Raw genomic sequence first — 25,449 nt, 5'->3', positions numbered from 1 at the left:
GCTGGCGATGACGCTGGCGTCCAACACCTGTTCAGTACCATTGACTACCCGCACGTTGTCAATCACGGGGGCGACGCCGCCATGCAGGATCTCAGCGCTCGGCTGCTACGGCACTTCGTCGCCGTGGCTGAGGAGCTTCACTTCGGCCGGGCGGCGTCGCGGATGTTCGTCGCTCAGCAGGCACTCAGCCGCGACATCGCCCGGCTGGAGCAGCAACTCGGGGTACGACTGTTCGAGCGGTCCACCCGCCGGGTGACCCTGACTCCGGAAGGCAACCGGCTCCTCCCGCAGGCCATAGAGTTCATCGCCCTACACGACCGGCTGCCCGAACTGGTCCGGGCAGTCAACCGGCCGCTACTCGTCGACGTGGTCCGTGACCAGTCCACGCCGATGCTGATCCTCTCCCTGGCCCGCTCGCTGGACCCGAACACCGCGTTGGAAGGGCGTTACCACGGTGGTTTCGGTGCGGCTCTGCGGGAGTTGGTCGGTCACCGCCTCGATGTCGCGTTCGGCCGGATCAACGGTGGACCCACCGCAATGCCCGACGATCTCACCCGCCGCCTAGTGCGCCTGGAACCGCTCGGGCTGTTGCTGCTCGCTGAACATCCGCTCGCCCGGCACGCCGCCGTGGCGACCACCGCGATCCAAGGGCTGACAATCGACACCAGCGCCGGCAACCCGGAGGCGCCGGAATGGGTCGACCTTGGCAGCCACCTCGTCCGCGAGTTCGGCGGGCACGCCGCCCCCGACCACCACCCAGGCGCCGCCGCGGTGGCCGCCGCCGGCCCGCACGAGACGGCCCACCATCTACGCACCACCGGCTGGCCGATCCTGACCATGATGCAGACCCCGCCAGTTCCGGGCGTCACCATCCGGCCGCTGGTCGATCCCGTCCCCCTTTATCCGTGGACGATGACGCACCGCTCCGAACTCCGCCACCCCGGACTCCACGCTCTCAACCAAGCCATCGACCAGCTCAGCGAAGCCGAGCGCTGGCTCGACGCTCCGGACAACTCCTGGCTGTGTCCCGCAGACCGGCACCTGCTCACAGGGGGCGGCGGCCCGCATCCGGTCCAGCGCCGCGGCCAGGGGGAAGCCGATCTGAACGATGACCCGGATGCCCGGCCCAGATCGGCGTGACCGCACAATTGTCCACAAGGGACCAGCGAGGCCGCAGGCGACAAACTTCGCGGGAGCCGTGCGCTCCGGTACCGTCGTTGCCGTGGCCGATGAAGCTGAATCACGTTCTCGCCGCACGTTGATCATCGCGGCGGTGGTCGCCGGCCTCTGCTCGCTGGCCCTGGTCGTACTCGGATGGTGGTTTCGGGACTGGGAGCACTCGACCGACCGCCAGCGCTTCGAAGATGGCAGCTGGTGGGCGGGGGTCGTCAGCCAGGTACTCGGATATCTCGCACTCGGCAAGATCGGTTTCAAGCTCGCGCTGGGCGGCGTCGTCGCCGCCGTCAGCCTTTCCGCCTGGGCCCGCGGATCCCAGCGCCGGCACGAGCCGACAGATGACCACACCCTCGCGCCCCACTCCGAGGGGAGAGAGGCTGACGGGTCGCTCGATCCGCCCAGGAGCAGCCGGACCGGTTCGCCCGAGTTCGTCGTGGGAGGCCTCGGTCGAGACCCGGTCGCGCGATGACCCGTGGCGGAGGTCTTCGCCAGATCCGAGCAGTGCCAGGAGCCCGCGCAAGCCGCCGGCCTCATCCGGAGCCTGGCGCGGGAGGTGTGCGGGTACCGCGAACCGCACTGACCTGACGTGTGCATGAACCGCGGTTCCGGGGTACTCCGGTGGAATGCGGATTGTCGTCGTGGGCGCGTCCGGCAACGTTGGCACCGCGGTGTTGCGCCGGTTGGGTGTCGAGCCGGGCGTGGAGGCGGTGATCGGTGTGGCCCGGCGAGTGCCGCTCCCGTCGGCGGGGGCGCCCTATGACCGGGTGGACTGGGTGGCGGTCGACGTGGGCGAGCCGGCGTCGGTCAACGCTCTCGTCGATGCGTTCGCCGGGGCGGCGGCCGTCATCCACCTGGCGTGGCAGATCCAGCCCAGCCACGACCGGCAGCGGCTGCGCCGTACGAATGTAACCGGCACCGGCCACGTCGCTGAGGCCGCGGTACGGGCCGCGGTGCCGGCGTTGGTGGTCGCGTCGTCGGTCGGCGCCTACGCGCCGGGGCCGAAGGATCGCCCGGTGGGCGAGGAGTGGCCGGTTACCGGCGTCCCCACATCGACGTACAGCCGGGACAAGGCTGAGGTGGAGGCGCTGCTGGACCGGGTAGAGCAGGAGCATCCCACCTTGCGGGTGGTGCGGCTGCGACCCGCCCTGACATTCCAGCGCGCCGCCGCGTCCGAGATCGCGCGTTTCTTCGTCGGGCCCCTGGCACCGCTCACCCTGCTTCGATATCGCCGGGTGCCGCTGCTGCCCGGCGGCCCGGCGTTGCGGGTACAAGCCGTCCACGCCGACGACGTGGCGCGGGCGTACCTGCGCGCGGCGCTGTCCGACGTGCGGGGCCCGTTCAACATCGCAGCCGACCCAGTACTGGACGCGGCGTCGCTCGGGCCACTGCTGCACGGGCGCGCGGTGCCGGTACCCCCGGCTCTGCTCCGGATTGGCGCGTCGCTGAGCTGGCGCGCTCGCCTCCAGCCGGTCGAGCCCGGCTGGATCGACCTCGCGACCTCGTGTCCGCTGCTGGACACCGCACGCGCCGCCCGCGAACTGGGCTGGCGGCCGCGCATCGGCGCCCGGGAGGCGCTCCTGGAACTCATGGCCGGCATGGCGGACAGCGCCGGCGCTCCGACCGCGGCACTGCGGCCGCGCCCATCGGCGACGGCGCGCCTGACCGCGATGTTGACGGGCCGGCTGCCCGGCCACGGCGACCCGTACTGATCGCCGCTCCTCCGGTGACCTGCGGGTCTTCCGCCGGCAGTGAGCCGGCCCGGTCCAGCAGGGCGTGGTACGGCTGATGCAGACTCTGACCGGCTCGCTTACGGCAGCGGCTCCACGCTCGCCCATCGTCGGACACCAGCTCACGCCGACACAGGCCCTAGAACCGCGAGTGTGTCCAGAACTCGTTTGGCAGCGCCTCGACGTCAGAGGCGGCCAACTCAAGGTAATCCGCGACGAACAACACCCTGATCCCGGCCGGATCTCCGCTATCGGCCATATGACGGATCGCGGTGGCCTGCCGCCGGGCACGCTGGATGATCACCTCGCCGAACCGTTGCCGGTCGGCCTCGTACCCGTAGGCGTCGAGCAGGAGGTGAAGGCGGCGAGCTCGGTCGTCGAAATCGCGGAAGCCCAGGTACGCGACCGCGCCCGGCGGGCAGAGCGGCACCCACCACAGCGCCGAGAGCGCTAGATCGAACTCCCGCGACGACGGGCTCGCGATGTCCCAGTCGCAGAAACCGACGAGCCGGTCACCGTCCATTACCGCGTTGTATGGCGCCGCGTCTTGGTGGCCCACGATCAACCCTGGTTCCGTTGTGCCGCTGATGAACCACCTCGCATCCGCCGGCGGCACGAAGCTCAGCGTCGCATCATGGACCTGCCGCAGCCATCGGCCGACCTGGACCAGGGTCGAGTCCGCGTGCACCCATTCAGGCCAGGGCGTCCGGTCACCGACCGTATCGCCGGGCAGGTAGGTGATCATCTCGCGGCCCTGATCGTCGAAGCCAAGCGCCCGGGGAGCACCGTCGATACCGGCGTCCTGCAGGTGCCGCAGCAGCGCGTGCACCGTCGACGTCCAGGGCGAGGCCGGCTTGTGGACGACGCCATCGATCAACACGGCGCCGGTCGTGTGACCGCCGGACAGGGTCACCTCGCTCATACCTAGTGTGTACGGGGCTTTGACCGACCCCGATACCGAATTTCCAGTACCGCGCGAACCGCGCGAGGTCGGTTCCGTAGGCAGACGTGTGGGCGGCTGCGCAAGCCGCTGACGTCGAAGTCGCGCTTGCCCATCTCGTCGAAGTGCTGGGCGACCTTCCCGCTGTAGCTACCTCGGCGGGACTCCGCCTCGAAGCGGCGGAAGTACTCCAGCGGCCGCTCCGCCAACCCCTGGCGCAGCCGGCCGTAGTCCTCACCGGCGGTGCGGCTGCCGAACTGGTCGCTCGCGGTCAGCGACGGTCGCCTACCCTCGGTGCCATGAATTCGGCGGAGGCAGATCCATCCCGCGAGGTGCTCGGCCCGCTGGGTCGGCAGGCCGATCACCGGGACGCGGAGCGGGCGCTTCTCGCGGCGGGGTGGACCCGATGTGGCGCCGGCGACTGGGCGATCGCGCTCCGCTCGCCAGACGGCACGGCGGCCGCGCGGATCAGCCCGTTCGACCCGACCGGCCCGTACAACGGGGCGCTGTACCGGGAGGCCGCGTACACCCGGCAGGTCCCACAACTGTTCGCGCACCGCCGTCTGGCCGGCGGCGGCGACCTGCAGGTGCTGGAGTGGCTCCGCCCCGTCCCCAAGGACGATGCCATCGCCTTTCACCGCGCGATCGCCACGCAGGCCCCGGAGGTTGCCGATCTTGTCGATGTCGTGCGCCGTGTCCACGAACGCGCCCGCCAAGAGCTGCCCTGGTGCGGACCGCTGGACACCAACCCGACCAACGTCATGCGCGCAGCGGACGGACGACTCGTCGTCACCGACCTGTTCTACGCCGACGGCCCCAACCTCTACGCGACCGCGGCCACGGAGCCCGACCTCGTCGTCGCGCGGATCCCGCAAGACGAGCGACGATTCATGACCGAGATTCCCCTGGCCGTCTCCGGGCCGTGGGACCCGGAGGCGCGGAAGGCGATGCGCGCCGGGCTCGCGGCGGCCGACGCCCGCAAGGCCAGCGCTTGACCGGGATTCCACCGTCCGAACTGGAGTGATCGGCGCCGGCTGGTCGGAGCGCATCCCGAACGCGACGGCGCATCTCTCTACGGCGGGTCGCCGCTCGTTGTGCCGCGTTCCCGTAGCGTGCCTGACCCGTCTGCATCGTTTCGCTGGCGGCGGCCCGATCGTCGGCCGCGGATGAGGACGGCGACCCCGTCGAGCAGGCGCTCCAGGCCGAACTCGAACTGGTCCGCGGCGTACGGTTTCGCGCCGGCGCGCAGGGCCCGCTGCAGGGCCGGGTAGCGGTCGAAGTCGACCAGCTCGCCCAGGGCGGCTCCGCGCCGCTCGACCTCGGCAGGGCTCGCGTCGCCGCCGCTCCTGTGGTGCAGCGTGGCCAGGCCTCGGACGTAGCCGTCCACGGACTCGATCACGGCGAGCCGTTCCGTGTCGCTGAGCCCGGTGCCGTCTAGGGCCTGGATGGCGGAGTCGAGCCAGCGAAGCATGTGCGGGCCGGGCGCCGCCCCCACGGCAGCCAGCTCGAGGACCCACGGATGGTCGCGGTACGCCGCCCAGTCGTCGCGGGCCCAGGCCGCCAGCTTGGCCCGCCAGTCGCCGGGCAGTTCGTGCGGCAGCGGCGCGTCGGCCATGACCGCGTCGAGCATGAGGGCGGCCAGCTCCGCCTTGCCGGGCAGGTACGTGTACAGCGAGGCGGTGCCCACGTCGAGCTTGGTCGCGACCTGGCGCATGGACAGCGCGGCCAGGCCCTGGGTCGAGACGAGCTCGAGCGCCGCGGCCACGATCGCATCCACGGTCAATCCACGTCGCGGTCCGCGAGCCGGTCGCCCGTCGTTCGACCAGAGCAGGCGCAGAGCCCGTTCCTGAACGTCCGCGGTGTCCACGGCCTCACCGTACGTCCGCTCGGCTGGAACTCCAAACGCCGTTCGGTATTATTCGAACGTCGTTCGGAGTTGGAGGGGAGACGATGACCAACCCGGAGCCGGCGGCGACCACGACACGGGCAGGCCGCCGCCGCGAGGAGCGCACCCTGCTCGCCGCCGCCCTTACCAACGGCCCCAACGAACTGATCGACTTCGTCCTGCCGTTGTGGGCCGGCGCGTCGCTCGGCATGAGCGGTTCCGCCATCGGCGCGCTGCTGGCCGTGGAGATGGCCGTCTCCGTCATCGTCCGGCCGATCGCCGGCGTCCTCGCGGACCGCCGGGAGCGGCGCCACATCGCCGCCGTCGGCGCCCTTCTCTACGCGGTGAGCTGCCTTGGCTACGCCGTGGGCGGCACCCCACTTATCGCGTACACCGCCGCGGCCATCGGCGGTGCCGGTGGGGCCTTGCTATGGGTCAGTGTCCGGGCCATCGTCAGCGAACGGCTGGCCCAGGATTCCGCCGTCTTCCCACGACTGTTCAGCTCGCAGGAGACCGGTTCGTGGATCGCCTTCATCGCCGGCATGTCGTTGATCGGACCACTCGGTTTCCGCGCGGTGTTCCTCGCCTGCGCCGCCGCCTGTGTACTGGCCGCCGCGCTCCTGTGGATCGCACCCCGGCGGCAGTACGGCGTGCCGGACGCCGAGGGACACGCCGTAGCGGGGCTCGGTGCGGTGGGGCGCCGCCTGCGGCCCATGCTGTTCGCGGTCGCGATGACCATGATGGCGGAGGCCGCCGTCGGACTACTGCTCATGCTGCACCTGCAGCGCGAGTTCGGCCTGGAGGTCATGGAGGTCGCCCTGGTGTTCCTGCCCGGCGCCATCGCGATGAGCGCGGCCGCGCCGTACCTGCACCGGTACACCGTCCGGTATGGCCGCACCCGCGTCCTCGCCGCGGCCTCGTTGTCCAGCACCGCCTTCGTCGTCGGGCTCGCCTGGGTACCGAACCCTTACACCATCGCCGCGCTGTGGATCCTGAGCGGCCTCGCCTGGGCGGCCGTGATGCCCATCCAACAGGCCGTCGTCGCCGAGGCCTCCGGCGACAAAGTAGGGCGCGGCATGGGCGTGTACGAGTCGGCCAGCCTGGTCGGCGCGCTCGTCGGCACCGCGGCGGCCGGAGTGGTGTACGACCACGCGAGCTGGGCCGCGGCCTGCCTCGCCACGGCCGCGATGCTGCTGGCCGGCGCGGTCGTCGTACCCCGTGCGGTGCGCCGCCTCGGTGTCACCGAGTTCCCGCCACCCGCCCCGACCGAGCCGGCACCCCGCCACGGCCCTCAGCCGAGTCTCCCCCAGTCCGCCCCTGAGCCGCCCAGTGAGCCCGCCCTGAAGACCGCCCCGGCGCCGGCCACGCCGCCGAAGCAGACCCCTCCGCGCAAGCGCCTCGTCGACCTGGCCGAACACGTTGGCCTGTACATCGGCGCGCAGGTCGTCCTCGCCTTCCTGGACCTGTCCTGGATCCGCCACCTATTCACCGGCGACGCGATGTTGGTGCTCAACGGCACCAACCGCGACTTCGGCACCCTCGCCCAGCTCGTGTACGGCGCCACCAGGGTGTGGGCCATCATCCTGGTGATCGACATCGTCTGGACGTTCGGCACGCTGCTGACCCGTCGCCCCCCGCGCGACCCGGCCTGAACGCCGTCCGCCAGCACGATCGCCGCCGCACGACCCCCTCGGTCCAGGCGCGTGAGTCGACCATGCCGGTTCGCGGCCCGCAGGATGCCTAGCGACCGCCGAGCAGGCCGGCGATGGCCGGGCTGACCCGTTCGGGCGCTTCCATCTGCGGGTAGTGACCGACGTCGTCGAACACCGCGAACCCGGCGCCTGGCAGCCGCTCCCGGAGCCGGGCCAGCACGTGCCCGCCGGACACCGGCCATTGCGCGCCCAGCCAGACAGCGTCAAGCCCAGGTGAGGCGTTGCTGGAGTACGGCTTGTTCGGCCGGGTTGGCGGTCAGCTCCAGTGCGCGCACGTCGGCGGCGCGGGCTCGCTCGGGCTGGCCGAGCTGACGGAGCAGTTCCGCGCGGGTGGCGTGGTACAGGTGGTAGCCGTCCAGGTCGCCGGCGAGCGTGTCGAGTTCGTCCATGGCGTCCTTCGGCCCGTGGACGTAGCGCAGGGCGACGGCCCGGTGCAGCCGGGTCACCGGCGAGGGTTCCAGGTGCAGCAGCATGTCGTACAGCAGCAGGATCTGTTCCCAGTCGGTGTCCTGCCAGCGTTCGGCCTCCGCGTGGCAGGCGACGATCGCGGCCTGGAGCTGGTACGGGCCGGGCCGCTGGAGCAGGCCGGCGCGGATCAGCAGCCGCGAAGCGTCGGCGATGGCGCGCCGGTCCCACCGGGACCGGTCCTGGTCCTGCAGGCGGACCAGGGCGCCGTCGGCGTCGAAGCGGGCGTCGGCGCGGGCGCGGTGCAGCATGATCAGAGCCAGCAGGCCCATGACCTCCGGCTCGGTGGGCATGAGCTTGTGCAGCAGGCCGGCCAGCCATTCGGCGTCGTCGACGAGGTCGCGGGACTGGGCCTGTTCTGCGGTGGACAGGTACCCCTCGTTGAATAGCAGGTAGATGACCGTGAGGACCTGGGCGAGCCGGGCGCCGAGTTCGTCGTCGCTGGGAATCCGGTACGGGATGCCGGCGTCGGTGATCTTCCGTTTGGCGCGGGTGATCCGCCTGGCGACCGCGCTCTCGTGCACCAGGAACGCGCGGGCGATCTGGGCGGTGGTCAGCCCGCACACCACGCGCAGGGTGAGCGCGATCTGCGCCGGTCGGGGCAGCGCCGGGTGGCAGCAGGTGAAGATCAGCCGAAGCTGCTCGTCCGGGTCGGGTTGGACCGGCCACCGCAGTTGAGCGAGTTTGTCGCGGTAGGTTTCCTGCCGGCGCAGCACGTCCAGCCCCCGGCGGCGGGCGACGGTGAACAGCCAGGCGTCGGGCCGGTCCGGGATGCCTTCGCTCGGCCAGTGGTGCAGAGCCGCCAGCACGGCGTCCTGGACCAGGTCTTCGGCTGCGGCGAAGTCTCCGGTCAGGTGCATCAACGCGGTGGCTAGCCGGCCCGCGTGCTCTCGCACCACGCGGGCCAGCTCGGCGTGCGACGTCTGAGCCACCGGACCTTCAGGACTCCAACGGACGGATCTCGACAATCGGGCATCCCGGCCAGGTGGCGACCATGCGCAGCGCCTCGTCCAGGTCGGCGACCTCGATCTCGGTGTACCCGCTGACCACCTCCTTGCCCTCCACGAAAGGCCCGTCCATGACGACCGGCTCTCCCCGGTCGAGCCGTACCGTGGTAGCGGCCTCCGGACCCTGCAACTTGTGCCCACCGCGGATCTTGTCGCGGTGGGTGGCCATCCACTCCCCCACCCGCGCGTAGGCCCGTTCGCGCTCGGTCGGGCCCATCGCCTCCAGGTCGGCGGCGAACTGCTCAGTCTCGACGAACAGCAGCACGTACTTCATCGTTCGCCCTCCCCGTACATTGCGGCGAGCCGCTGCCCCATCTCTTCGGGGCTCAGGTCCTCCACGTGCGACGCGACGACCCAGCCGTGCCCGAACGGGTCCACGATGTACCCGTCCCGGTCACCGTAGAACTGATCCTGCGGCGCGCGCAGCAACGTCGCGCCCGCCTCGACCGCCCGATCCACCACGGCGTCGACGTCCTCGACGTAGATGAACTGGAACACCGGGCTGCCGGGCAAGCCACCAGCCGGCGGCGCTGTCGTGCCCCGCTGCGGGTCCTCGTCCTCGACGATGACCACCGAGTCCCCGACCACGATCTCCGCATGCCCGATGGTCCCGCCGGGGCCAGGGAACCGCATCCGCTCGGTGGCGCCGAACACCTGCGCGTAAAACTCCAGAGCCTTCGCCGCACCCCTCACCACCAGGCAGGGCGTGATCCGGCGGTAAGTTTCCGGAATCGGGTTCGGCTTGGCTGCGCCTATCATCTTGATCTTCCTCCTCGCTCAGATGCCTTCTACCAGTCAGACGATCGGCGCACCGGGCGATCGGACAACCATCGGCGCTGGCCGTCTTCGATACCGTGTTGCAGCGGTGGAGCGACAGCGACGGTGTCGAGGATCCGGCGAAGCTGACCGACCGTGCCTTCGCCCTCGTCGCTGCGGCACTGGACGCCCGCTGAAACCCGCGCCGTGCGCTGCGATTGCCGACTCTCAGGAGCTGAGACGGCTGCCGCCGGCCATGTAACCTTGCGGTCGTTCAGGTGTGCCGGGAAGTCGGGTCGGCGGCCCTTTTGTGCTGCGCCGATCCGAAAGGCTCCCCCTGATGCCTCGTGTCCCCCTTCTGCGGTTCCACCGTGCCGCCACGCGTGGAGTCACCGGCCGGTTTGACGCGTTGACCGAGTACCTGCGCCAGGAGACCACCGGTGGGAAGCTGCTGTTGGCCGCTACCGCCGCGGCCCTGGTGTGGGCGAACCTGGCCGGCGGCTCCTACCGGGCGGTGTGGCAGACCGGCGTGGCGATCGGACCGGCGTGGCTGCATCTGGACCTGACGCTGGCCGGTTGGGTCGCCGACGGGCTGCTGGCGATCTTCTTCTTCGTCGCTGGCCTGGAGGTCAAACGGGAGCTGACGGTCGGCGAACTGGCCGGGTGGCGGGCCGCGGCCCTGCCCTTGGCCGCCGCGGCCGGCGGCATGGTCCTGCCCGCCGCAATCGCGCTGGCGGCATCCCGCGGGGCGGCGGCCGACGGCGGGGCGTGGGCGATCCCTGTCGCCACCGACATCGCCTTCGCCCTCGGTGTGCTGGCCCTGGCCGGTTCCGCGCTGCCGTCCGGGGTGCGGGTGCTGCTGCTGTCGATGGCGGTAATCGACGACCTCGGCGCGATCACACTGATCGCGGTGCTGTTCACCCACCATCTGAGCCTGGCCTGGCTGGCTGGCGCAGCCGCGCTGTGCGTCGTCTACTGGTGGGCGCAGCGCCACCGCTGGCCGGGCTGGCTGCTGGTTCCGGTCGCCGTCGCCGTCTGGGTCTGCCTGCACGCCAGCGGCGTGCATGCCACCGTCGCCGGCATCGCTTTGGGCCTGCTCACCCCGGTGCGGCCCGCGCGAGGCGAGTCCGAGTCCCCCGGCGAGCGCCTTGAGCGGCGCCTGCACCCACTGTCGGCCGGCATCGTGGTGCCATTGTTCGCCCTCGCCGCAGCCGGTATCCCACTCGGCTCTATCTCGCAGGCGGTCACCGACCCGGTCGCCCATGGCGTGGTCGCCGGGCTCCTGGTCGGCAAGAGCGTCGGCATCCTCGGCGGCGCGTGGCTGGCTGTCCGGACCCGGATCGGTTCACTGCCGGACGGCGTCGGCTGGGCCGACGTGCTGCCGGTCGCGGTGCTGGGCGGCATCGGCTACACCGTCAGCCTGCTGGTCACCAACCTCGCCCTGCCCGACCCGGACGCCCAGTCCCACGCCGCCACCGCCGTGCTGGCCGCCTCCCTGACCGCCGCGCTCCTCGCGATACTCCTGCTACGCCGCCGCAACCACCAGCACACCACCATCTGACGGCAACCACGCACCCTGAGGCGTTGCACGAGCCGACTCGGCCCTGCAGGGGGCGTGAGCTCCTTACCTCCCGCCGCACCGGCCACCAGGCATAGACACCGCGGTCAGGTGATGTCGCGGCGCAAGGGTACGAAGACGGCGATGGCGGAGGCTGTCACGGCGTAAGCGGCGAGCAGTAATGCGCCAAGGGCGGGCGGTAGTAGGTGGACGGTCGTGCTGCCGAGTTGTTCGGACATAGCGTCCGCGAGGTAGGTGAAGTCGGTGAGGGCGGCGGTGGCACCGCCGGGCAGGACCGGGTAAAGCGTGTTGACCCCGGGGATCATCAACAGCACGGTCTCGCCCAGGTAGAGGTAGCCGACCACGACGCAGAGGGCCGCGACCTGATTGCGGATGAGGGCGCCCAAGCCGACGCCGATGAGCAGATACACGAGCATGGCGACGCCGATGCGGGCGAGCAGCGCGAGCACGGTGCCGGTCGGCAGGCCGAGCGTTACGCCGCGGGCGGCGGTGACGGCAAACAAGGCGCCGGCGGCGGTGACGGCGAGGATCAGTCCGTACGCCAGGCCGACGACCGCGTAAGTGATGAGCTTGGCCGCCAGTACCCGCCCGCGGCGCGGCGCGAACAGAAAGGTGACGGCGGCGGTGCGGTGCCGGTACTCGGATGTGACCGCTAGGGTGCCGACCGCAGCCGGGACGAACGCGGTGTAGCCGAGGATGCCGAGGACCGAGCGGACGCCGGTCTCGGTGTCCAGCCCCGGCATGGGGGGGTCGAAGTTTTCCGGGCCGGCCAGCGCCATGGCGCCGATCATGCCGCCGCCGAGCAGCGCGGCGGCCAGGAGCAGACCGCCCCACATCCGGGTGGCCAGCAGCCTGCGGAACTCCGCTCTGATCAGGAGGTTCATGGGGTGGCCGCTTTCTCGGTGGTCAGCATGTCGGTGGTCAGCTTGTCGGTGGTCAGCTTGTCGGTGGTCAGCTTGTCGGTGGTCAGGTGAAGAAAGAGTTCTTCGAGGCTGGCGCCCTCGGTGACCAGCCCGTGCACGCGCAGGCGGTGCGCGGCGGCGAGGTCGGCGAGTTTTGGGGCGTCCATCCCGTGGACCCGCAACCGGTCGGGTCCGACGGCCTCGACGCGCGGCGCGGCGTCGCCACCGGCCGCCGCGAGGGTGGTAGCGAGAGTTTCGGCGTCGGGTGAGGTGACCAGCACGGCCGGCGGACCGGCGAGCCGCGACCACGGCCCGGCGGCGACGAGCTCACCGTGCCGGATCACCACGACGTCGTCCGCGAGTTGCTGGACCTCGCTGAGCGCGTGGCTGGAGACCAGGACGGTGCGGCCCTCGCCGGCCAGCCGGCGCAGCAGATCGCGCAGCCATGCCATGCCTTCCGGGTCGAGGCCGTTGCTGGGTTCGTCGAGAAGCAGCACGCGGGGGTCGCCGAGCAGCGCGGTCGCGAGGTTGAGCCGTTGCCGCATGCCGGTGGAGAACCCTCGGGTGCGCCGGTCGGCAGCGCCGGTGAGGCCGAGCAGGTCGAGCAGGTCGGTGACCCGGCTGTCCGGGTAGCCACCCATCGCGGCGTATACGCGCAGGTGGTCGCGGGCAGTATGCCCGGGATGGAAGGCGTTGGCGTCGAACACCGCGCCGACGGCGCGCGAGGGCCGGGCCAGCCGACCGTACGGCTTGCCGCCGATCGTGGCCGTGCCGCTGGTGGGCGTCACGAGACCGGTCAGCATCCGCATGGTGGTGGTCTTGCCGGCACCGTTCGGGCCGAGAAAACCGGTGACCACACCGGGTTCGACGGTGAAGCTCAGATCACGGACGGCGGTGACCTCGCCGTACCGCTTCGTCAGGTGCGAGACCTCGATCGCCAGCCGATCGCCGCTCACGCGCGTGCAGCCATCGCGCGACCGATCGCCTCCGCGACACCGGCCGCGGCCGGGTCGGAGAGCACGATCTCGTCGAACTCGCCGCCGGCCGCCGCCCGGTCCAGGACCAGACGCAGCCCGGGAGTATCGCGGCGGGCCGCGACGAGCTGCCGGGGACCGCCGAACAGACCCCAGACACCGACCTTGGCCACACCGGACACGACGTATCCGCGGCGGGCGCCGCGGGCCAGGCGCAGCGGGTGGTCGACGCACTCCACGTGCCGCACGGCGGTGACCGGCAGCGCCAGTCGCACCCGTCCGATCCAGAGCCGCTCCCATCCGGTGAACCCGATGTCGATCACATCGCCGGCAACGGTGATCGATGCCATCACCCATCCCCTTTCAGTTGTGTGTTGTCGCTCGTGGTGGTCGGCTGGTCGGCGGGCATCAGGATCGTGGCCAGCAGCCGGGGTATCCGCCCGCCACCCGGCTCGTTGGCCAGCAGCGGACCGACCAACGCGTTGAGATCGGCGGCGAACTGGCCCAGCTCGGCGTCAGTCAGGTGCAGCACGAGCTGGTGGTAGCCGGCACCGTCGGCGACGAAGTCGACCCGGTCCCGGGCCAGGTAGCGGGAGAACTCCGACAGCAGGCTGGACACGAACGCCGTGAAGTAGCGGGCGTGCTCCTCCGGCGTGGCCGTGGCCAGCGCGGAGGCGTCCAGCGTCGCGCCGTGCGCGGGCAGCGCGTAGACCCGCTCGACAGCGCCGCGAATCTTGCGCTCCTCGATCACGTCCAGCAGCCCGGCCTTGACCAGCGTCGCCAGGTGCCGGTACAGCGTGGCCTGCGGAACGTCGGGCAGCAGCTCGACCAGGCCGTGCGTGGTCAGCTGGGCGCCCGCGACCGCCCGCAGGATCCGGATCCGGACCGGATGCAGCGCCAGGTCGGCCCAACGCTGCCTCGACATCTCCATGACCGTTACGTTATCACTATCGAGAATGATAGCAACCCACTGGGAAGTCTGGTCGGCGTCGTGGCTGGCTGTCACGAATGGACCGGAAGCGCATCGCATCGAACAGATCTCCCGCGGCGACATCGACGCCACCGAAGGCCGACTGTGCCCGAGGGCCGCGATACCGGGGCGATCTGGCGGGCGTTGAAGGCCGCGCCCGCGTCAGTCAGCTGCCCCGGAGCTGGGCGGCACGGCGGGTGAGGTAGCGCTGCTCGGGCAGGCTGGCCGTCATCCGGGCGGCCCGCAGATAGCCGTCGCGGGCAGCGGGCAGGTCGCCGGACAGTTCGAGCAGGTGGGCGCGGACCGCCTCCAAGCGGTGGGTGTGGGCCATCCGCTCGTCAGCGCCGAGGGTGCCCAGCAGTGCCAGGCCAGCCGTAGGGCCGTGGACCATGGCCAGGGCGACCGCGCGGCTGAGCGTCACGACCGGCCCTGGGTTGACCTCGGCCAGCAGGCTGTAGAGGGCCAGGATCTGCGGCCAGTCGGTCTGCTCGGCGGTGGTCGCTTCGTCGTGGAGTGCGGCGATGGCGGCCTGGATCTGGTACGGGCCGATCGGGCCGGTGCCGAGGGTGCGGGTCAGCAGGGCCTGGCCGTCGGCGATCGCGGTGTGATCCCAGCGGCTGCGATCCTGGTCGGCGAGCGGCACAATCGACCCGTCGCCGGCGGCGCGGGCGGCGCGGCGGGCGTGGGTGAGCAGCATGAGCGCGAGCAGCCCGGCGACCTCGGGCTCACCGGGCAGCAGGCGGTGTAGCAGCCGGGAGAGCCGGATCGCCTCGGCGGTCAGGTCCGTGCGGTGCAGGCTCGGCCCGGCGCTGGCGGTGTAGCCCTCGTTGAAGATCAGGTAGAGCACGTGCAGCACCACGGCGAGCCGCCCGACCCGCTCGGCTGGCGGCGGCATCGTGAACCGTGCCCCGGCGTCGCGGATGCGCTGCTTGGCCCGGCGGATGCGCTGCGACATCGTGTCTTCCGGGACCAGGAACGCGGCGGCGACCTCGGCGGTGGTCAACCCGCCGACCGCCCGCAGCGTGAGCGCCAGCTGCGAGGGTGGCGACAGCACGGGGTGGCAGCACAGGAACAGCAGCACCAGCGCGTCGTCGTCCGCGACCGGGGCACGGTCGGCCGGGTCGAGGGCGACCTGTGCCTCCCTGCGCCGGCGGGCGCTGTCGGCGCGCCAGCCGTCGACCAACGCCCGGGTCGCGACCGTGTGCAGCCAGGCGCGAGGCTGCTCCGGGACCCCGCCGGTCGGCCACCGCCTGATGGCGGCCAGCAGCGCCTCCTGTACCGCGTCCTCGCAGGCGTCGAACTGCCCGTGCCGGCGGCTCAGCGCGCCAAGGACCTGCGGCGCCAGATCGCGCAGCAGGTCCCCCAGCGCCGGCATGGCCGTCATCGCTCCGGCGGCACCGACTCGTCCATGATTCCCCGCACCTCCATCGGATACTGCGTGACGGCGACGACCTGCGAGGCGATCTCCAGCGCCCGTTCCCTCGTCGTCTCGACGATCCAGTATCCGGCCAAGGATTCCTTGATCTCCGCGAACGGCCCGTCGGTGGGCGCCGGCGCGCCGCCGGTGAACCGGACCGTGGTCGCCTGCGTCGGGTCCATCAGGTGCTTGCTGTCCACCACCTCGCCAGACGCGCGCAGCTCGCCGTCCATTGTCATCAGCGTGGCCTGCATCTGAGAGATCCAATCCGGGCTCCGCTCCGCCAGCGACGCGCCCAACCCACCAAACATCATGATCATGTACTTCATGGCTGTCCCTTCGTCCCGGCGCCCACCGCGCGGGCACCGACCCTAGGTCGGAGCCGCCACCCTGATACCCGACACGCACAACCAAGATTTTTTCGCGGTCCCGCCAGCGGCGCGTCCAAACACCGCCGGTGTTGTCGACGCCCCGGCCATCAGCGATCGATCGCGTACCTGGTGATGAGGGTGCCCTGCGGATACGTGCCGGCATCGAGCAGGCGCAGCTCGATCTCCCGGCCGATGTCCGGGATAACGGGTCTCCCCGCGCCCAACAGGACCGGGCCGACGATGAAGAGCATCTCGTCCACGAGGCCGTGGGCGAGAAGTTCGCCGGTCAGGCGCGGTCCAGCAAGGAGCAGTACATCACCGCCGGCGCTGGCCACAATCTCGGCGACACGCGCAGCCGGGTTCTCGCGGATGACCTGAACGCCCGGGACCGGGTCGTCGACCGTGGGGCCACATCTCGCCGAACCGGTCAGCCATGTACCCGTCCGCGCTGATGTGCATGGTGTAGATCAGCGAACTCACTGGCAGTACTCCTTGCGAAGGTATGGCGGCCGGCCCGTTCAGGGTGCGGTGGCGGGCAGTTCGAACAGCGGGAAGAGGTCGGCGTCCGGGAAGCCGACGATGGTCGCCACCTGGTCGCCGGCGAGCGTCAACACCATGATCCCGTAACCGCGGCACTCCCAATCGCCGCCGTCGGGAAGGTACGCCGCCAAGGCGGGGTGCCCGTTGGCCCGGGTCACGACCAGCCGGATGCGATCGAGTCGCCCGTTTGCCGGCACGGTGGCGAAGAACCCGGCGACCGCGTCGCGGCCGACGATCTGGATGGCCTGCGGCGGCATCGTCAGCGTGACGTCGTCGCGCAGCAGCGCCGCGAGTGCTGGGATGTCGCAGGCGTGCCAGGCGCGCAGAAACCCGTCCAGCACCCGCTGCTCATGTGGGCTCAGCGGACGGGGCCCGGTGTCGAGGGCGGGTGCGCTGGCGAGGGTGGCCCGGGCGCGCTGCAGGGCGCTATTCACCGCCGGCACGGTGGTGTCGAGCAGGTCGGCGACCTCCCGCGCCGGCCAGCTCAGCACCTCACGCAGGATCAGCGCGGCCCGCTGGGTCGCCGGCAGCAGCTGCAACGCCGCCACGAACGCCAGCGCGACGCTTTCCCGCCGCTCGACCACCGCCGCCGGGTCGGTGTCGGCATCGCTCAGCCGGTCCAGCAGCGCGTCCGGGTACGGCTGCAACCACGCCACCCCGGCCGCGGAAGCGAGTGGATCCCTACCACGGCGGTTGATCATCTTGAGGCAGGTGGTGGTCGCGATCCGATACAGCCAGTGCCGCAGCGGGCTGGTGCCCTGGTAACCACCGAGCCCGCGCCAGGCCCGCACGGTCGCCTCCTGCACCGCCTCCTCCGCATCGGCGTAGGAGCCCAACATCCGGTAGCAGTGCAGATGCATCGCCCGCAGGTGCGGGACGACCAGGGCCTGGAACGCGTCGCCGTCGCCGGCGCGGGCGTCAGCCAACAGCCGGTTGACGTCGAGGCCGGGTTCGAGCTTGCCCGTGATGCTCACCGGCCCACCGTAATTCCGTGGTGTGACACGCTCGCGAGGCCGCCCCCATCCACGCGACAGGATTGACACCTCTGCGTCGTCCGGACCGATGCGTCTGGTCGCCGTGCGGTGGGGCCTGCCCCACCGCACGGCGGCCACTCGCAGCGACACGGGCGCTGTGGGCGCACATCCGCCACCTGCGCGAGCAGGGCGTGACCGTCTTTCTCACCACCCAGTACCTGGAAGAGGCCGACGAACTGTCCGACCAGCTCGCGATCATCGATCACGGTGAGATCATCGCTCTGGACACACCGGCCCGGCTCAAGGCCGCGGTTGGCCGCACCCGGCTCACGTTCGCGCACGACGGCGCCGCCGGCGCTGTGGCCGCCGCGCCGCCGGGTCCACCGTCGCGTCGACGGGGCCCGGCAGCGGGCGATTGTCAGCTCGATCGGGGTACGAACAGCGCCAGGTGGGCGCCGGCCGGGTCGGTGATGGTCACCGAGGTGCCGCCCGGCCCCTGCGTGGCCTCGGCGACGACCGTGGCGCCGAGCGCGACGGCGCGCTTGGTCGCCGCGTCCAGGTCGTCGACAACCACGTACGGCACCCACCGGCCGGCCGGGACCGCTCGCTCGGCCGGTGCGACGCCGGCCCAGGGCTGCCCGCCGTCGCTGAACCACGTCGAATATCCCCCGGCCCCGTCCCCGGCGCTCCAGCCGAACAGGCTGGTGTAGAACTCGCGCGCCCGGTCGGCGTCGTCGGCGGTCACGTCGAACCAGACAAAGTGTGCAGACACTTACAAGATCCTCTCCATAGAGGCGGGCACTCGCCGCCCGCGACACCCTGATTGATCCCGGCCGGCCGGCGAACTCATCGGTCCGGCGGCCGCCGGTTAAGCGGAGTTGCGCGGTGGTGGACGCGAACGGGGTCGGGGCCGGGGTCGTGGCCGGACGCCGCGGCGGTGAGCCGGGCCAGGAAGTGGGGCCAGCCAACTCCACCGCCTGCTTCAGCCGGTCGAGTCCGGCCGAGGAGACAGCACGCCGGCCCGTGCCATGGGCGGCAAAAGCGCTGGTCTACGTGGCGGCGAGGCGGAATCGCCGGCGGTACGCCGCGGGGCTGTGCCCGAAATGCTGGCGGAACCGCCGGCTTGCGTAGTTCGGGTCCAGCCAGCCGACCAGCCGACCGATCGCCGCCACGGGCAGGTCCGTCTCGATGAGCAGGGCCGCGGCGCGTTCGGCGCGCAGCCGGCCCAGGTACGCGATGGGTGGCGCGCCCAGTTGGGCGGTGAACTGCCGCGCCAGGTGTGCCGCGGAAACGTGGACCGCGCCGGCGAGGGCGCTCAGCGTCCACTGTGCTGCGACGTCCTCCTCCAGTAGCCGGGTGGCCGCGAGCACGGCCGGATGAGCGCGGTGTGCCGGCGGGACCTCCCGGTCGCGATCGACGTCGGTGACCGCGCCGAGCACGCACAGCAGCAGGCCGAGTCGCATGGCGTACCCGGGGCCAGGGGCGTTGCCGGCCATCTCGGGCATGGCGTTCTCTACCATCGCCAGCGTGCCGGCCGGAAGCTGCCAGGGCTGTCCGTCCGGTGAGCCGGCGGCGCCCAGCCAGCCCAGGCGGCCGAGTTGCGGCTCCTCGCGGGTCCAGGCCAGCTCCCGCCGGAACACCTCCGGTGCCACATAGAGATTGCTGACCGACAGCCCTCGGCAGTCCTCATAGCCATGCCAGTCGCCAGGACGCAGCAGGATCACCGACCCGCGTCGCAGGCGCCGGACCCCGCTCGCCGCGCGATGGGTGGCCGTGCCGCGGGTCACCACGGCCAGCTCGATGAAGTCGTGGCTGTGCGCCGCCGTCGCCGGCAGCCGGTCGAACCGCTCAGCGGCCACGGCGACGGTGGCGAAGACCTCGGCCCGCTGTACTCGGTGCATGCGAAGATTGTGCTACCAGTGCGCCCGACTGTCCTAGCACCGCGCGTCGCCTGCATGCCAGCGTGTCACCAGACACTATGCCAAGTTGGGAGCGCAGCATGATTAGCGAAGACCTCGTCGAGGCGTACAGGCGTGATGGTTTTGTCCATGTCCCTAAGGTCATCTCGCCGGCGGACGCCGAGCGGTTCCGCGCGGCGGCGACAGCCGCGCAGGACCGGATCGCGGACCACCACGAGGCGGCGACCTTCACTCAGCTGCTACAGGTGTGGCGGCAGGACGACACGTTGCGGGAGCTGACCCTGAGCCCGGACCTGGCAGCCATCGCTGGGCGCCTGGCCGGCATCCCGCTGCGCCTGTGGCACGACCAACTGCTCATCAAGCCGCCACACAACGGCGCGGCCACCGAGTTCCACCAGGACCAGCCGTACTGGCCGCACGGCAACTCCCGGCACGCCCTGTCGGCCTGGGTGGCGCTGGTCGACGTACCGGTCGAGCGCGGCTGCATGACGTTCATCCCCGGGTCGCACGGGCTGCGTGGGTTGCGCCCGCAGGATCTGACCGACAGCACAGACCTGTTTCGGCTCGCGCCCGAACTCGCGTGGCAGGAGCGGGTCACCGTGCCGCTCCGCGCCGGCGACTGCACCTTCCACAACGCGTACCTGGCCCACACCGCGACACCGAACCTCACCGACGACCCTCGGATCGCACACGTCGTCATCTACGTGGACGCTGACCTGACCTACCTCGGCGCCCCGCGGCACGTGGTGACCGACCCTCTCAACCTCACCATCGGGCAGCGGCTGCCAGACAGCGACTTCCCACCCTTCGGCGTGTCATGACCCTCCACAAAGGAGTTCGGCCGCGGGGCCGCCGAGCAACTCGCCGCAATGGGCATGACGGTCCTGATCGGCGCCAGAGACCACAGCGCGGCGAGCAGGCCGCGGCAGCGCTGCGCGCGGTGGGCGGCGACGTGCACACGGTCGCCCTGGGCGTCACCGACCCGACCACCATCCAGGCGGCCGCACGACAGGTCGAGGAACGGTTCGAGACCAACGTCTTCGGCGTCATCGCCGTGACCAACGCCATGCTGCCGCTACTTCGACGCTCACCAGCGCCGCGCATCGTCAACGCCAGCAGCCACGCCGCGTCGCTGACCCTCACCAGCGACCCCGACGGCCCCTTCGCGGCTCTGCTGCCGGATTCTTCAGCGAAGAAGGCCCGCTGCTCTGGTGACGGCCGGCCGGCCGGACCTCGCGCAGTGAGTCATCATCGGTGGCGAGACCGGCCGGCTTCCGTCGGACCGGCCGAAACGCCACCCCGGGACTGTCCGGTCTTGATACACAGCCAGACCGACCGCGGCACCGCTGCCGGCGAGTCAGCGCACCGGAACGCGGTTGATCACGCGCAGTGAACTTCCGGACCGACCACCGCTGTCCGCGAGTCGGTCACCTGGGTTTCCGGCTGTTACCTGTCGCCGGCGAGTTCGAATAGGATCACGTTGGTTCCGGCGACGGCAAGGTACCGGCCGTCCGGACTGTAGCGAACCGCGCGTGGCTGGAAGTTGATCGAAAGGGTTTCCACCACGGCGTTCGGGGCCGTGGCTTCCCAGATCCGCACGGGGAACGTACTGGCGACAGGGCCGAAGCCGGCCGTGACCACATGCTCGCCGTCCGCGCTGAAGTCGACGACAGGCACCTCGGTGGCTTCGGCGTCTTCGAGGATGGCCATGCGCCGACCAGTGCCGGTGTCCCACAGGGTGGCACCACCGTCGTGGCGGCCCGTGACCAGGGTACGGCCGTCCGGGCTGAACGCGAGCGAATACGCGGGCCCACTGTGGTCGGCGATGACCTGCCGGCGCCCTGCGGCCAAGTTCCACAGCCATAACCCGTCGAAGCCAGCGGCCGCGATCGCGGTGCCGTCCGCGCTGAACTCCACAGACAGCACACCATTCCCGCCCTCGGCCGCCAGGTGACCGGTCTCGTCTCCGGTCGTCAGATCCCACATACGGACCTGATCACCGGCCGCGGCGGCCAGCAACCGTTCGTTGGACGCCACCGATCCGACGGTCCGGTCGATGGCCATCGGTTGCCCGGACTCGGTGCGGTCGGCCACGTTCCAGATCCGCACCTGGCCCTTGTCGCCAGCGGTTGCTAGCCGCCCGTTGCCGGCAAAGGCCACCGCGCTGATCACACCGACCTGAGCGGGGTGCGAGTTGCCCATCTGCCTTCGGCTAGCGACGTCCCAGATCTGCACCGTCTCGTCGCCGTCGTTGACGGCCAGCAGCCGTCCGTCTGGGCTGAAGTCCAAGTCCAGTACTGTTCTTCCCCCGGTCTCAAGCACGTACTGCGAGACCACGGTGGACTCGTTTGAGTCATCGTCGCGCAGGGCCGACAGTAGCCGCGGCGTAGCCTCGACGGCCGCGGCGAGCACAAGCAACGCCACCGTCGCGGTTACCGGGACGCGCCAACGCCGCCGGGCGGCGGAGCCGCCCGGCGGCGACTCCGCGAGTACCCGTGGCCGCGACTGCTGGGGTGGCGGGCTCGCCGGCGAGGCGGGCGGTGCGCCGAGCACGCCTTCGGCGACGACGAGCTCCGGCTGTTCGACGACGGTCGGCGCGATTCCGAACTCCCGGTGCAGCAGCGTCGCGGCGAGCGGCAGTCGGCTGGCGCCGCCGACCAGAAACACCGCCGCCAGCGCACCCGCCGGCACCCCGGCCGCCGCGACAGCTGCTCGGGTGGCGACTACCGTACGGGCCACAATCGGGGTCGCGAGCCGCTCCAGCTCCTCCCGTCCCAACGGCAGATCGTCGTCCAACAGCGGTACGTGTACCACCGTGTGCGGCACCCGGGATAGCATCTCTTTGGCCGTGCGCACGTCGTCCCACAGCTGCCAGGCAGCCCGCCGGTCGGCCGATGTCCCCGGTACGGTGAGCCGCCGCCACAAAGTCTCGTCTCGCGTAGTCAGCGCCCCACCGAGCCCGGCGACCACCGCCGCGTCGATGTCCGCGCCGCCGGCATCGGCCAGCCCGTCGATCGCCAGCACCTCGAACCCGGCCCGCGTGCGGCGGACCACCGCGGCGTCGAAGGTGCCGCCGCCAAAGTCGTACACCACCGCGCTGGTACCCACCGCCAGCCGTACGCGTCGCAGGCCGACGAAGTAGCCGGCAGCCGCCACCGGCTCTGGCACCACATGGCCCACATCCAGCCCTGCCCGCGCCGCCGCAGCCGAAAGTACGCGACGGCGGGCATTCCCCCATCCTGCGGGGCAGGAAAGCACCGCGGTGTCCACCGGCACGCCAGCGACCCGTTCAGCCTCCTCACGGACCCGACTCAACACGGCAGCGACCACGTCCACCACCGGCACCTCGATCCCACCCAGAAGCACCGACTCCGATACCCCGACAAGCCGCTTCGGCGCCGGTTCGAAACACTCCGGTCGGCTCCGCGCTGCGTGCCGCGCATCACGGCCCGTCGACAACCCGGCCCCACTTTCCGCGCACACACCAGAGGGCAAGAGCGGCGAGCCATCAAAGAGCAGCGGCCGCACCCGCCCATCCGGCCACGCCAGCACAGCGACCGTGTTGGACGTGCCAAAGTCGATCCCCAACCGGAACCCAGCCGCCACCCACCCCACGATAGGCGGCCACGGCGACACCAACACCGACATCACCGCCTCCACATGGGACCCGAACAACCAGGCCGGACGCTCCCGAAATCAGCCCATCTGCATTCCTCGAGGACAAGCGCGGCGGGTTGTCAATTTCTGCGGCGGCCGAATGGCCATCGGGAGGGCGGGCGGGAAGCAGGCGCCGTGTCCAGTTCCGCCCGCTCCTGGCGGTTCTCCTCCAGGCGGGCGGGCCAGCGGGGGTTGCCGGGGTCCCGTCCCATCAGGTCGGCCAGGACGGCGGCCTCGCGCCCGAGCAGTTCGGCGGCCTCGGCGTAATCGGCCCGCTGTGCCGCTACCGAGCTCAGGTTCGCGTAGCCGGCGGCCAGATGCGCAACCAACATCAGCTCATCGGGGAGAGCTGCGGCCAGACGTTCACCGACGGCCACGCTCGCCGCGTGCTCCTTCCGCGCGGCCGCGAGGTCGCCGGCGGCCATGGCCAGCATGCCCAGCCGCTGGTGGCAGACGGCCAGGTCGTACTGCCATCCGGAGTGGCCGGGGTCTGCACGCACCAGGCTCTCTACGATCCTGAAGTTGTCGTGGTAGGCGATTCGGGCCGTCTCCAGGTCATCGGTCTCGAGGGCCAGGTCCCCGATGCGCTCCAGCACGATGGACAGCGACCGCAGGGCATCCGGATCGCCGGGCACAAGTCCGACCCGTCGCTCGGCCGCCTCCCGGGCTGCCTCCAGGTGCTCTCGCGCCGTGTCGCGGTCGCCGAGCCGGGACGCCATTTGGGCGAGCTTGCCGTGGGAGATCGCGACGTCGTCCAATGCGATCTCGGGAACCGTCGCGACCATCGCCTTAGCCAGGCGCAGGCTCTCACGATAGGCGGCGGTCGCCTCCTCCAACTCGCCCCTCTCTGCGGCCAGGTTGCCGATCTTGGTGTGCACCAGGCCCAGGCGGCGCTGCCAGCGTGGCTCCGAAGGGTGCGCGGCTGCCAGCACCTGGGCTCCCTCTAACGCCTCCAGATAGAAGTCCCTGCCCGCTAAGACCCCACCGGTACGGGCCGCGACGTCACCCAGGTGTACGAGGATCACCGACCGCAGCTCGTGTACCTCCAGTTCTGCCGGCCGCGCGCGGAGGTGCTCGTCCGCCCGCTGCCGCATCGGCAGTAGCCAGCCCCGTACCCGGTCGAGATCGACGCCGGTGTCGATGGCGAAGTCAACCTGGAACGATCCGAGCAGCAGCCAGGCGAGGGTGTTGGTTGCCACTGCCTCGCGTAGCCGGTCGACCTCCTGGAACCGTTGCCCGAGATCCGTCCCGGGGTCGGCCAGGATCTGTTGGCAGACGTGGACGGCGAGTCGGGGGTCCCCATTGCGGGCGGAAGCGACCGCCGTGGCCAGCATCTGCGAAGCGGCATCATCGTCACCGAACCAGCTCATGGGCGCCCTCCTTTGTACACAGAGGATAGTGCCGTCCGGAGGAGATTGAGGTCAACGCGGCAAGACAGGCGGCCGTCTCGCTGCCGCTAGCCCGACGCGTCACAGGAACCGTTCCATTACCTAGCCCGGTTCGACACCGCTGTAACCAGCACCGCAGCAACACCCCGCTGGCGCGGGCGGCGCGCGAGATGGTTGAGCGTGTGTTCGCGAGCGGCGGGGCACCGGCTAGGGCGGCCGTGGGTGCGCTCCGGGGATCGGTGCGCGGACAGGCCGTTGAGTTTGCGGATTCGGCGTATGGGTACGCGCACGGTATCGCTGTGTTCGTTCGCTATTGGAGGAGGTTCACATGACCACCACCACGTTGCCGATGCTGGAAACCTACCCTGCTGAGATCAACCTTGACCGCCGCACGCTGGCGTTCACCATCGACGCCCTTATCGCGTGCAGCGAGGCCTGCACCGCCTGCGCGGACGCCTGCCTAAGCGAGGGCATGGTGGCTGAGCTGACCAAGTGCATCCGCACGAACATGGACTGCGCGGACATCTGCGCCACCACCGCCCGTGTGCTGTCGCGGCATACCGGATACGACGCCAACATCAGCCGCACCCTACTGGAGGCGTGCGCGATGGCGTGTAAGTCCTGCGGCGACGAGTGCGCTTCCCACGCCGCGGAGCACGAGCACTGCCGCATCTGCGCGGATGCCTGCCGGGCATGCGAGCAGGCGTGCCGCGAACTGCTGGCCGCAATGAGCTGACCCTGGGCGGTCGGCATCCCGGCACGTGCCGGCCCGCTGTCGGACGCGAAGGCGATCGACAGCGGGTCTGAGCGACTCCAGGGCCGCCGAAACGGGCCGCCGATCCAACTGTCGCCCCCTCAAGCCATCACCGGCTCCCCCACCACCCACATATGCCGGACGTAGGCGATCCGATGTGGACGGATGTCGAGCTGGTCCACCATCTGCCGGATCCGCCCTGCGTTGTGGGCCGACGGGCGACCGGACCCGATCGACCTGCACAGTTGTACACCTGGCCGCTGAGGTTGACGGGTCAGGCGGTCACTGTGTCGGGTGGTGGCGTCGCCGACACCCGCCAACACTGCCACCACTGCG

At 70.9% G+C, this 25,449-nt stretch carries 28 protein-coding genes; 9 read left to right on the top strand and 19 right to left on the bottom strand.

Translation table 11 applies throughout. The features are described 5' to 3' along the window. Nucleotides 1–81: 81 nt before the first annotated feature. The 3 genes from V6V89_RS26650 (at nt 82) to V6V89_RS26640 (ending at nt 2,885) form a co-directional block, all read left to right on the top strand. Nucleotides 82–1,140: a LysR family transcriptional regulator gene (locus tag V6V89_RS26650; RefSeq protein WP_334622110.1), complete on the top strand. Its 1,059-nt coding sequence runs from the start codon at nt 82–84 to the stop codon at nt 1,138–1,140. An 82-nt stretch (nt 1,141–1,222) separates the two neighbouring features. Then, nucleotides 1,223–1,645 (top strand): hypothetical protein, encoded by a 423-nt coding sequence (locus tag V6V89_RS26645; protein ID WP_334622109.1) that lies wholly within the window; start codon nt 1,223–1,225, stop codon nt 1,643–1,645. 154 nt (nt 1,646–1,799) lie between these two features. Further along, entirely contained in the window at nt 1,800–2,885 is a 1,086-nt protein-coding gene (locus tag V6V89_RS26640) for an NAD-dependent epimerase/dehydratase family protein (protein ID WP_334622108.1), read from the top strand. Between the two features lie 157 nt (nt 2,886–3,042). On the opposite strand, the gene V6V89_RS26635 is transcribed toward V6V89_RS26640, so the two are convergent. Next, the gene (locus V6V89_RS26635) at nt 3,043–3,825 is read right to left on the bottom strand and encodes an aminoglycoside phosphotransferase family protein (protein WP_334622107.1); all 783 of its coding nucleotides are present in this window, start codon (nt 3,823–3,825) and stop codon (nt 3,043–3,045) included. 317 nt (nt 3,826–4,142) lie between these two features. Here V6V89_RS26635 and V6V89_RS26630 point away from each other — a divergent pair, with 317 nt between their 5' ends. Further along, the gene (locus V6V89_RS26630; protein ID WP_334622106.1) at nt 4,143–4,838 is read left to right on the top strand and encodes a hypothetical protein; all 696 of its coding nucleotides are present in this window, start codon (nt 4,143–4,145) and stop codon (nt 4,836–4,838) included. 77 nt (nt 4,839–4,915) lie between these two features. Here V6V89_RS26630 and V6V89_RS26625 read toward each other — a convergent pair whose 3' ends face one another. Beyond that, on the bottom strand, nt 4,916–5,620 hold the full coding sequence (locus V6V89_RS26625) for a TetR/AcrR family transcriptional regulator (protein ID WP_334622105.1): 705 nt from the start codon (nt 5,618–5,620) through the stop codon (nt 4,916–4,918). 173 nt (nt 5,621–5,793) lie between these two features. Between V6V89_RS26625 and V6V89_RS26620 the strand changes: the two genes are divergently transcribed. Continuing rightward, nucleotides 5,794–7,380 (top strand): MFS transporter, encoded by a 1,587-nt coding sequence (locus V6V89_RS26620; RefSeq protein WP_334622104.1) that lies wholly within the window; start codon nt 5,794–5,796, stop codon nt 7,378–7,380. A gap of 88 nt (nt 7,381–7,468) precedes the next feature. Here the strand turns inward: V6V89_RS26620 and V6V89_RS26615 are convergent, their stop codons facing one another. Genes V6V89_RS26615 through V6V89_RS26600 form a run of 4 tightly spaced genes read right to left on the bottom strand, consistent with a single transcriptional unit; the run spans nt 7,469 to nt 9,671 of the window. Next, nucleotides 7,469–7,615, bottom strand: coding sequence for an alpha/beta fold hydrolase (locus V6V89_RS26615; RefSeq protein WP_334622102.1), 147 nt, complete (start codon nt 7,613–7,615; stop codon nt 7,469–7,471). 28 nt (nt 7,616–7,643) lie between these two features. Next, on the bottom strand, nt 7,644–8,837 hold the full coding sequence (locus V6V89_RS26610; protein WP_334622101.1) for an RNA polymerase sigma factor: 1,194 nt from the start codon (nt 8,835–8,837) through the stop codon (nt 7,644–7,646). 7 nt (nt 8,838–8,844) lie between these two features. After that, nucleotides 8,845–9,186: a YciI family protein gene (locus tag V6V89_RS26605; protein ID WP_334622100.1), complete on the bottom strand. Its 342-nt coding sequence runs from the start codon at nt 9,184–9,186 to the stop codon at nt 8,845–8,847. Continuing rightward, nucleotides 9,183–9,671 carry a VOC family protein gene (locus V6V89_RS26600; RefSeq protein WP_334622099.1) on the bottom strand — a complete coding sequence of 163 codons (489 nt, stop codon included), beginning with the start codon at nt 9,669–9,671 and terminating at the stop codon, nt 9,183–9,185. Before V6V89_RS26600 ends, V6V89_RS26605 begins: the two co-directional genes overlap by 4 nt. 337 nt (nt 9,672–10,008) lie before the next feature. On the opposite strand from V6V89_RS26600, the gene nhaA reads away from it, so the two are divergent. After that, complete coding sequence (gene nhaA / locus V6V89_RS26595; protein WP_334622097.1) at nt 10,009–11,229, top strand: Na+/H+ antiporter NhaA; 1,221 nt, start codon at nt 10,009–10,011, stop codon at nt 11,227–11,229. A gap of 104 nt (nt 11,230–11,333) precedes the next feature. On the opposite strand, the gene V6V89_RS26590 is transcribed toward nhaA, so the two are convergent. The 10 genes from V6V89_RS26590 to V6V89_RS26545 all read right to left on the bottom strand — a co-directional run bounded on the left by V6V89_RS26590 (nt 11,334) and on the right by V6V89_RS26545 (nt 19,296). Further along, nucleotides 11,334–12,131, bottom strand: coding sequence for an ABC transporter permease (locus V6V89_RS26590; RefSeq protein ID WP_334622096.1), 798 nt, complete (start codon nt 12,129–12,131; stop codon nt 11,334–11,336). Beyond that, nucleotides 12,128–13,105 carry an ABC transporter ATP-binding protein gene (locus V6V89_RS26585; RefSeq protein ID WP_334622095.1) on the bottom strand — a complete coding sequence of 326 codons (978 nt, stop codon included), beginning with the start codon at nt 13,103–13,105 and terminating at the stop codon, nt 12,128–12,130. Before V6V89_RS26585 ends, V6V89_RS26590 begins: the two co-directional genes overlap by 4 nt. Continuing rightward, nucleotides 13,102–13,473: a hypothetical protein gene (locus V6V89_RS26580; protein ID WP_334622094.1), complete on the bottom strand. Its 372-nt coding sequence runs from the start codon at nt 13,471–13,473 to the stop codon at nt 13,102–13,104. The genes V6V89_RS26585 and V6V89_RS26580 overlap by 4 nt, the downstream gene beginning before the upstream one ends. Next, complete coding sequence (locus tag V6V89_RS26575) at nt 13,473–14,054, bottom strand: helix-turn-helix domain-containing protein (RefSeq protein ID WP_334622093.1); 582 nt, start codon at nt 14,052–14,054, stop codon at nt 13,473–13,475. Before V6V89_RS26575 ends, V6V89_RS26580 begins: the two co-directional genes overlap by 1 nt. A 205-nt stretch (nt 14,055–14,259) precedes the next feature. Beyond that, nucleotides 14,260–15,477: an RNA polymerase sigma factor gene (locus tag V6V89_RS26570; RefSeq protein ID WP_334622092.1), complete on the bottom strand. Its 1,218-nt coding sequence runs from the start codon at nt 15,475–15,477 to the stop codon at nt 14,260–14,262. After that, nucleotides 15,474–15,839, bottom strand: coding sequence for a YciI family protein (locus V6V89_RS26565; protein WP_334622091.1), 366 nt, complete (start codon nt 15,837–15,839; stop codon nt 15,474–15,476). Before V6V89_RS26565 ends, V6V89_RS26570 begins: the two co-directional genes overlap by 4 nt. 149 nt (nt 15,840–15,988) lie before the next feature. Next, entirely contained in the window at nt 15,989–16,252 is a 264-nt protein-coding gene (locus tag V6V89_RS26560; protein WP_334622150.1) for a dihydrofolate reductase family protein, read from the bottom strand. A 147-nt stretch (nt 16,253–16,399) separates the two neighbouring features. Then, a complete protein-coding gene (locus V6V89_RS26555) occupies nt 16,400–17,395 on the bottom strand; it encodes an RNA polymerase subunit sigma-70 (protein ID WP_334622089.1) in 996 nt (331 codons plus the stop codon). Nucleotides 17,396–17,813: 418 nt separating this feature from the next. Next, the gene (locus tag V6V89_RS26550; protein WP_334622088.1) at nt 17,814–18,167 is read right to left on the bottom strand and encodes a VOC family protein; all 354 of its coding nucleotides are present in this window, start codon (nt 18,165–18,167) and stop codon (nt 17,814–17,816) included. 277 nt (nt 18,168–18,444) lie between these two features. After that, nucleotides 18,445–19,296, bottom strand: coding sequence for an AraC family transcriptional regulator (locus V6V89_RS26545; RefSeq protein WP_334622087.1), 852 nt, complete (start codon nt 19,294–19,296; stop codon nt 18,445–18,447). 98 nt (nt 19,297–19,394) lie between these two features. On the opposite strand from V6V89_RS26545, the gene V6V89_RS26540 reads away from it, so the two are divergent. Then, a complete protein-coding gene (locus tag V6V89_RS26540; protein ID WP_334622086.1) occupies nt 19,395–20,135 on the top strand; it encodes a phytanoyl-CoA dioxygenase family protein in 741 nt (246 codons plus the stop codon). 131 nt (nt 20,136–20,266) lie between these two features. Next, on the top strand, nt 20,267–20,707 hold the full coding sequence (locus V6V89_RS26535; RefSeq protein ID WP_334622084.1) for a hypothetical protein: 441 nt from the start codon (nt 20,267–20,269) through the stop codon (nt 20,705–20,707). A gap of 53 nt (nt 20,708–20,760) precedes the next feature. On the opposite strand, the gene V6V89_RS26530 is transcribed toward V6V89_RS26535, so the two are convergent. Together V6V89_RS26530 and V6V89_RS26525 are read right to left on the bottom strand one after the other, a co-directional pair. Beyond that, entirely contained in the window at nt 20,761–22,680 is a 1,920-nt protein-coding gene (locus V6V89_RS26530) for an Hsp70 family protein (RefSeq protein WP_334622083.1), read from the bottom strand. A 371-nt stretch (nt 22,681–23,051) separates the two neighbouring features. Then, the gene (locus V6V89_RS26525; protein ID WP_334622082.1) at nt 23,052–24,341 is read right to left on the bottom strand and encodes a tetratricopeptide repeat protein; all 1,290 of its coding nucleotides are present in this window, start codon (nt 24,339–24,341) and stop codon (nt 23,052–23,054) included. A gap of 346 nt (nt 24,342–24,687) precedes the next feature. On the opposite strand from V6V89_RS26525, the gene V6V89_RS26520 reads away from it, so the two are divergent. Continuing rightward, complete coding sequence (locus V6V89_RS26520) at nt 24,688–25,095, top strand: four-helix bundle copper-binding protein (protein ID WP_334622081.1); 408 nt, start codon at nt 24,688–24,690, stop codon at nt 25,093–25,095. 119 nt (nt 25,096–25,214) lie between these two features. On the opposite strand, the gene V6V89_RS26515 is transcribed toward V6V89_RS26520, so the two are convergent. After that, a partial coding sequence (locus tag V6V89_RS26515) for a hypothetical protein (RefSeq protein WP_334622080.1) occupies nt 25,215–25,449 on the bottom strand: 235 nt, incomplete at its 5' end.

The sequence above is a fragment of the Micromonospora sp. CPCC 206061 genome (assembly GCF_036906915.1).
Classification (GTDB): Bacteria; Actinomycetota; Actinomycetes; order Mycobacteriales; family Micromonosporaceae; genus Phytohabitans.
Note: the sequence above shows the minus strand (reverse complement) of the source record. Positions and strands in the feature narration are given on the sequence as shown.

Excerpts from the sequence above, each read along its gene's own strand:
- V6V89_RS26575 (WP_334622093.1), bottom strand. The coding sequence starts at position 14,054 with ATGGAGATGTCGAGGCAGCGTTGGGCCGACCTGGCGCTGCATCCGGTC.
- V6V89_RS26565 (WP_334622091.1), bottom strand. The coding sequence starts at position 15,839 with ATGAAGTACATGATCATGATGTTTGGTGGGTTGGGCGCGTCGCTGGCG.
- V6V89_RS26640 (WP_334622108.1), top strand. The coding sequence starts at position 1,800 with ATGCGGATTGTCGTCGTGGGCGCGTCCGGCAACGTTGGCACCGCGGTG.
- V6V89_RS26605 (WP_334622100.1), bottom strand. The coding sequence starts at position 9,186 with ATGAAGTACGTGCTGCTGTTCGTCGAGACTGAGCAGTTCGCCGCCGAC.
- V6V89_RS26570 (WP_334622092.1), bottom strand. The coding sequence starts at position 15,477 with ATGACGGCCATGCCGGCGCTGGGGGACCTGCTGCGCGATCTGGCGCCG.
- V6V89_RS26525 (WP_334622082.1), bottom strand. The coding sequence starts at position 24,341 with ATGAGCTGGTTCGGTGACGATGATGCCGCTTCGCAGATGCTGGCCACG.
- V6V89_RS26635 (WP_334622107.1), bottom strand. The coding sequence starts at position 3,825 with ATGAGCGAGGTGACCCTGTCCGGCGGTCACACGACCGGCGCCGTGTTG.
- V6V89_RS26545 (WP_334622087.1), bottom strand. The coding sequence starts at position 19,296 with ATGCACCGAGTACAGCGGGCCGAGGTCTTCGCCACCGTCGCCGTGGCC.
- V6V89_RS26580 (WP_334622094.1), bottom strand. The coding sequence starts at position 13,473 with ATGGCATCGATCACCGTTGCCGGCGATGTGATCGACATCGGGTTCACC.
- nhaA (WP_334622097.1), top strand. The coding sequence starts at position 10,009 with ATGCCTCGTGTCCCCCTTCTGCGGTTCCACCGTGCCGCCACGCGTGGA.
- V6V89_RS26590 (WP_334622096.1), bottom strand. The coding sequence starts at position 12,131 with ATGAACCTCCTGATCAGAGCGGAGTTCCGCAGGCTGCTGGCCACCCGG.
- V6V89_RS26620 (WP_334622104.1), top strand. The coding sequence starts at position 5,794 with ATGACCAACCCGGAGCCGGCGGCGACCACGACACGGGCAGGCCGCCGC.
- V6V89_RS26650 (WP_334622110.1), top strand. The coding sequence starts at position 82 with ATGCAGGATCTCAGCGCTCGGCTGCTACGGCACTTCGTCGCCGTGGCT.
- V6V89_RS26630 (WP_334622106.1), top strand. The coding sequence starts at position 4,143 with ATGAATTCGGCGGAGGCAGATCCATCCCGCGAGGTGCTCGGCCCGCTG.
- V6V89_RS26600 (WP_334622099.1), bottom strand. The coding sequence starts at position 9,671 with ATGATAGGCGCAGCCAAGCCGAACCCGATTCCGGAAACTTACCGCCGG.
- V6V89_RS26520 (WP_334622081.1), top strand. The coding sequence starts at position 24,688 with ATGACCACCACCACGTTGCCGATGCTGGAAACCTACCCTGCTGAGATC.
- V6V89_RS26540 (WP_334622086.1), top strand. The coding sequence starts at position 19,395 with ATGATTAGCGAAGACCTCGTCGAGGCGTACAGGCGTGATGGTTTTGTC.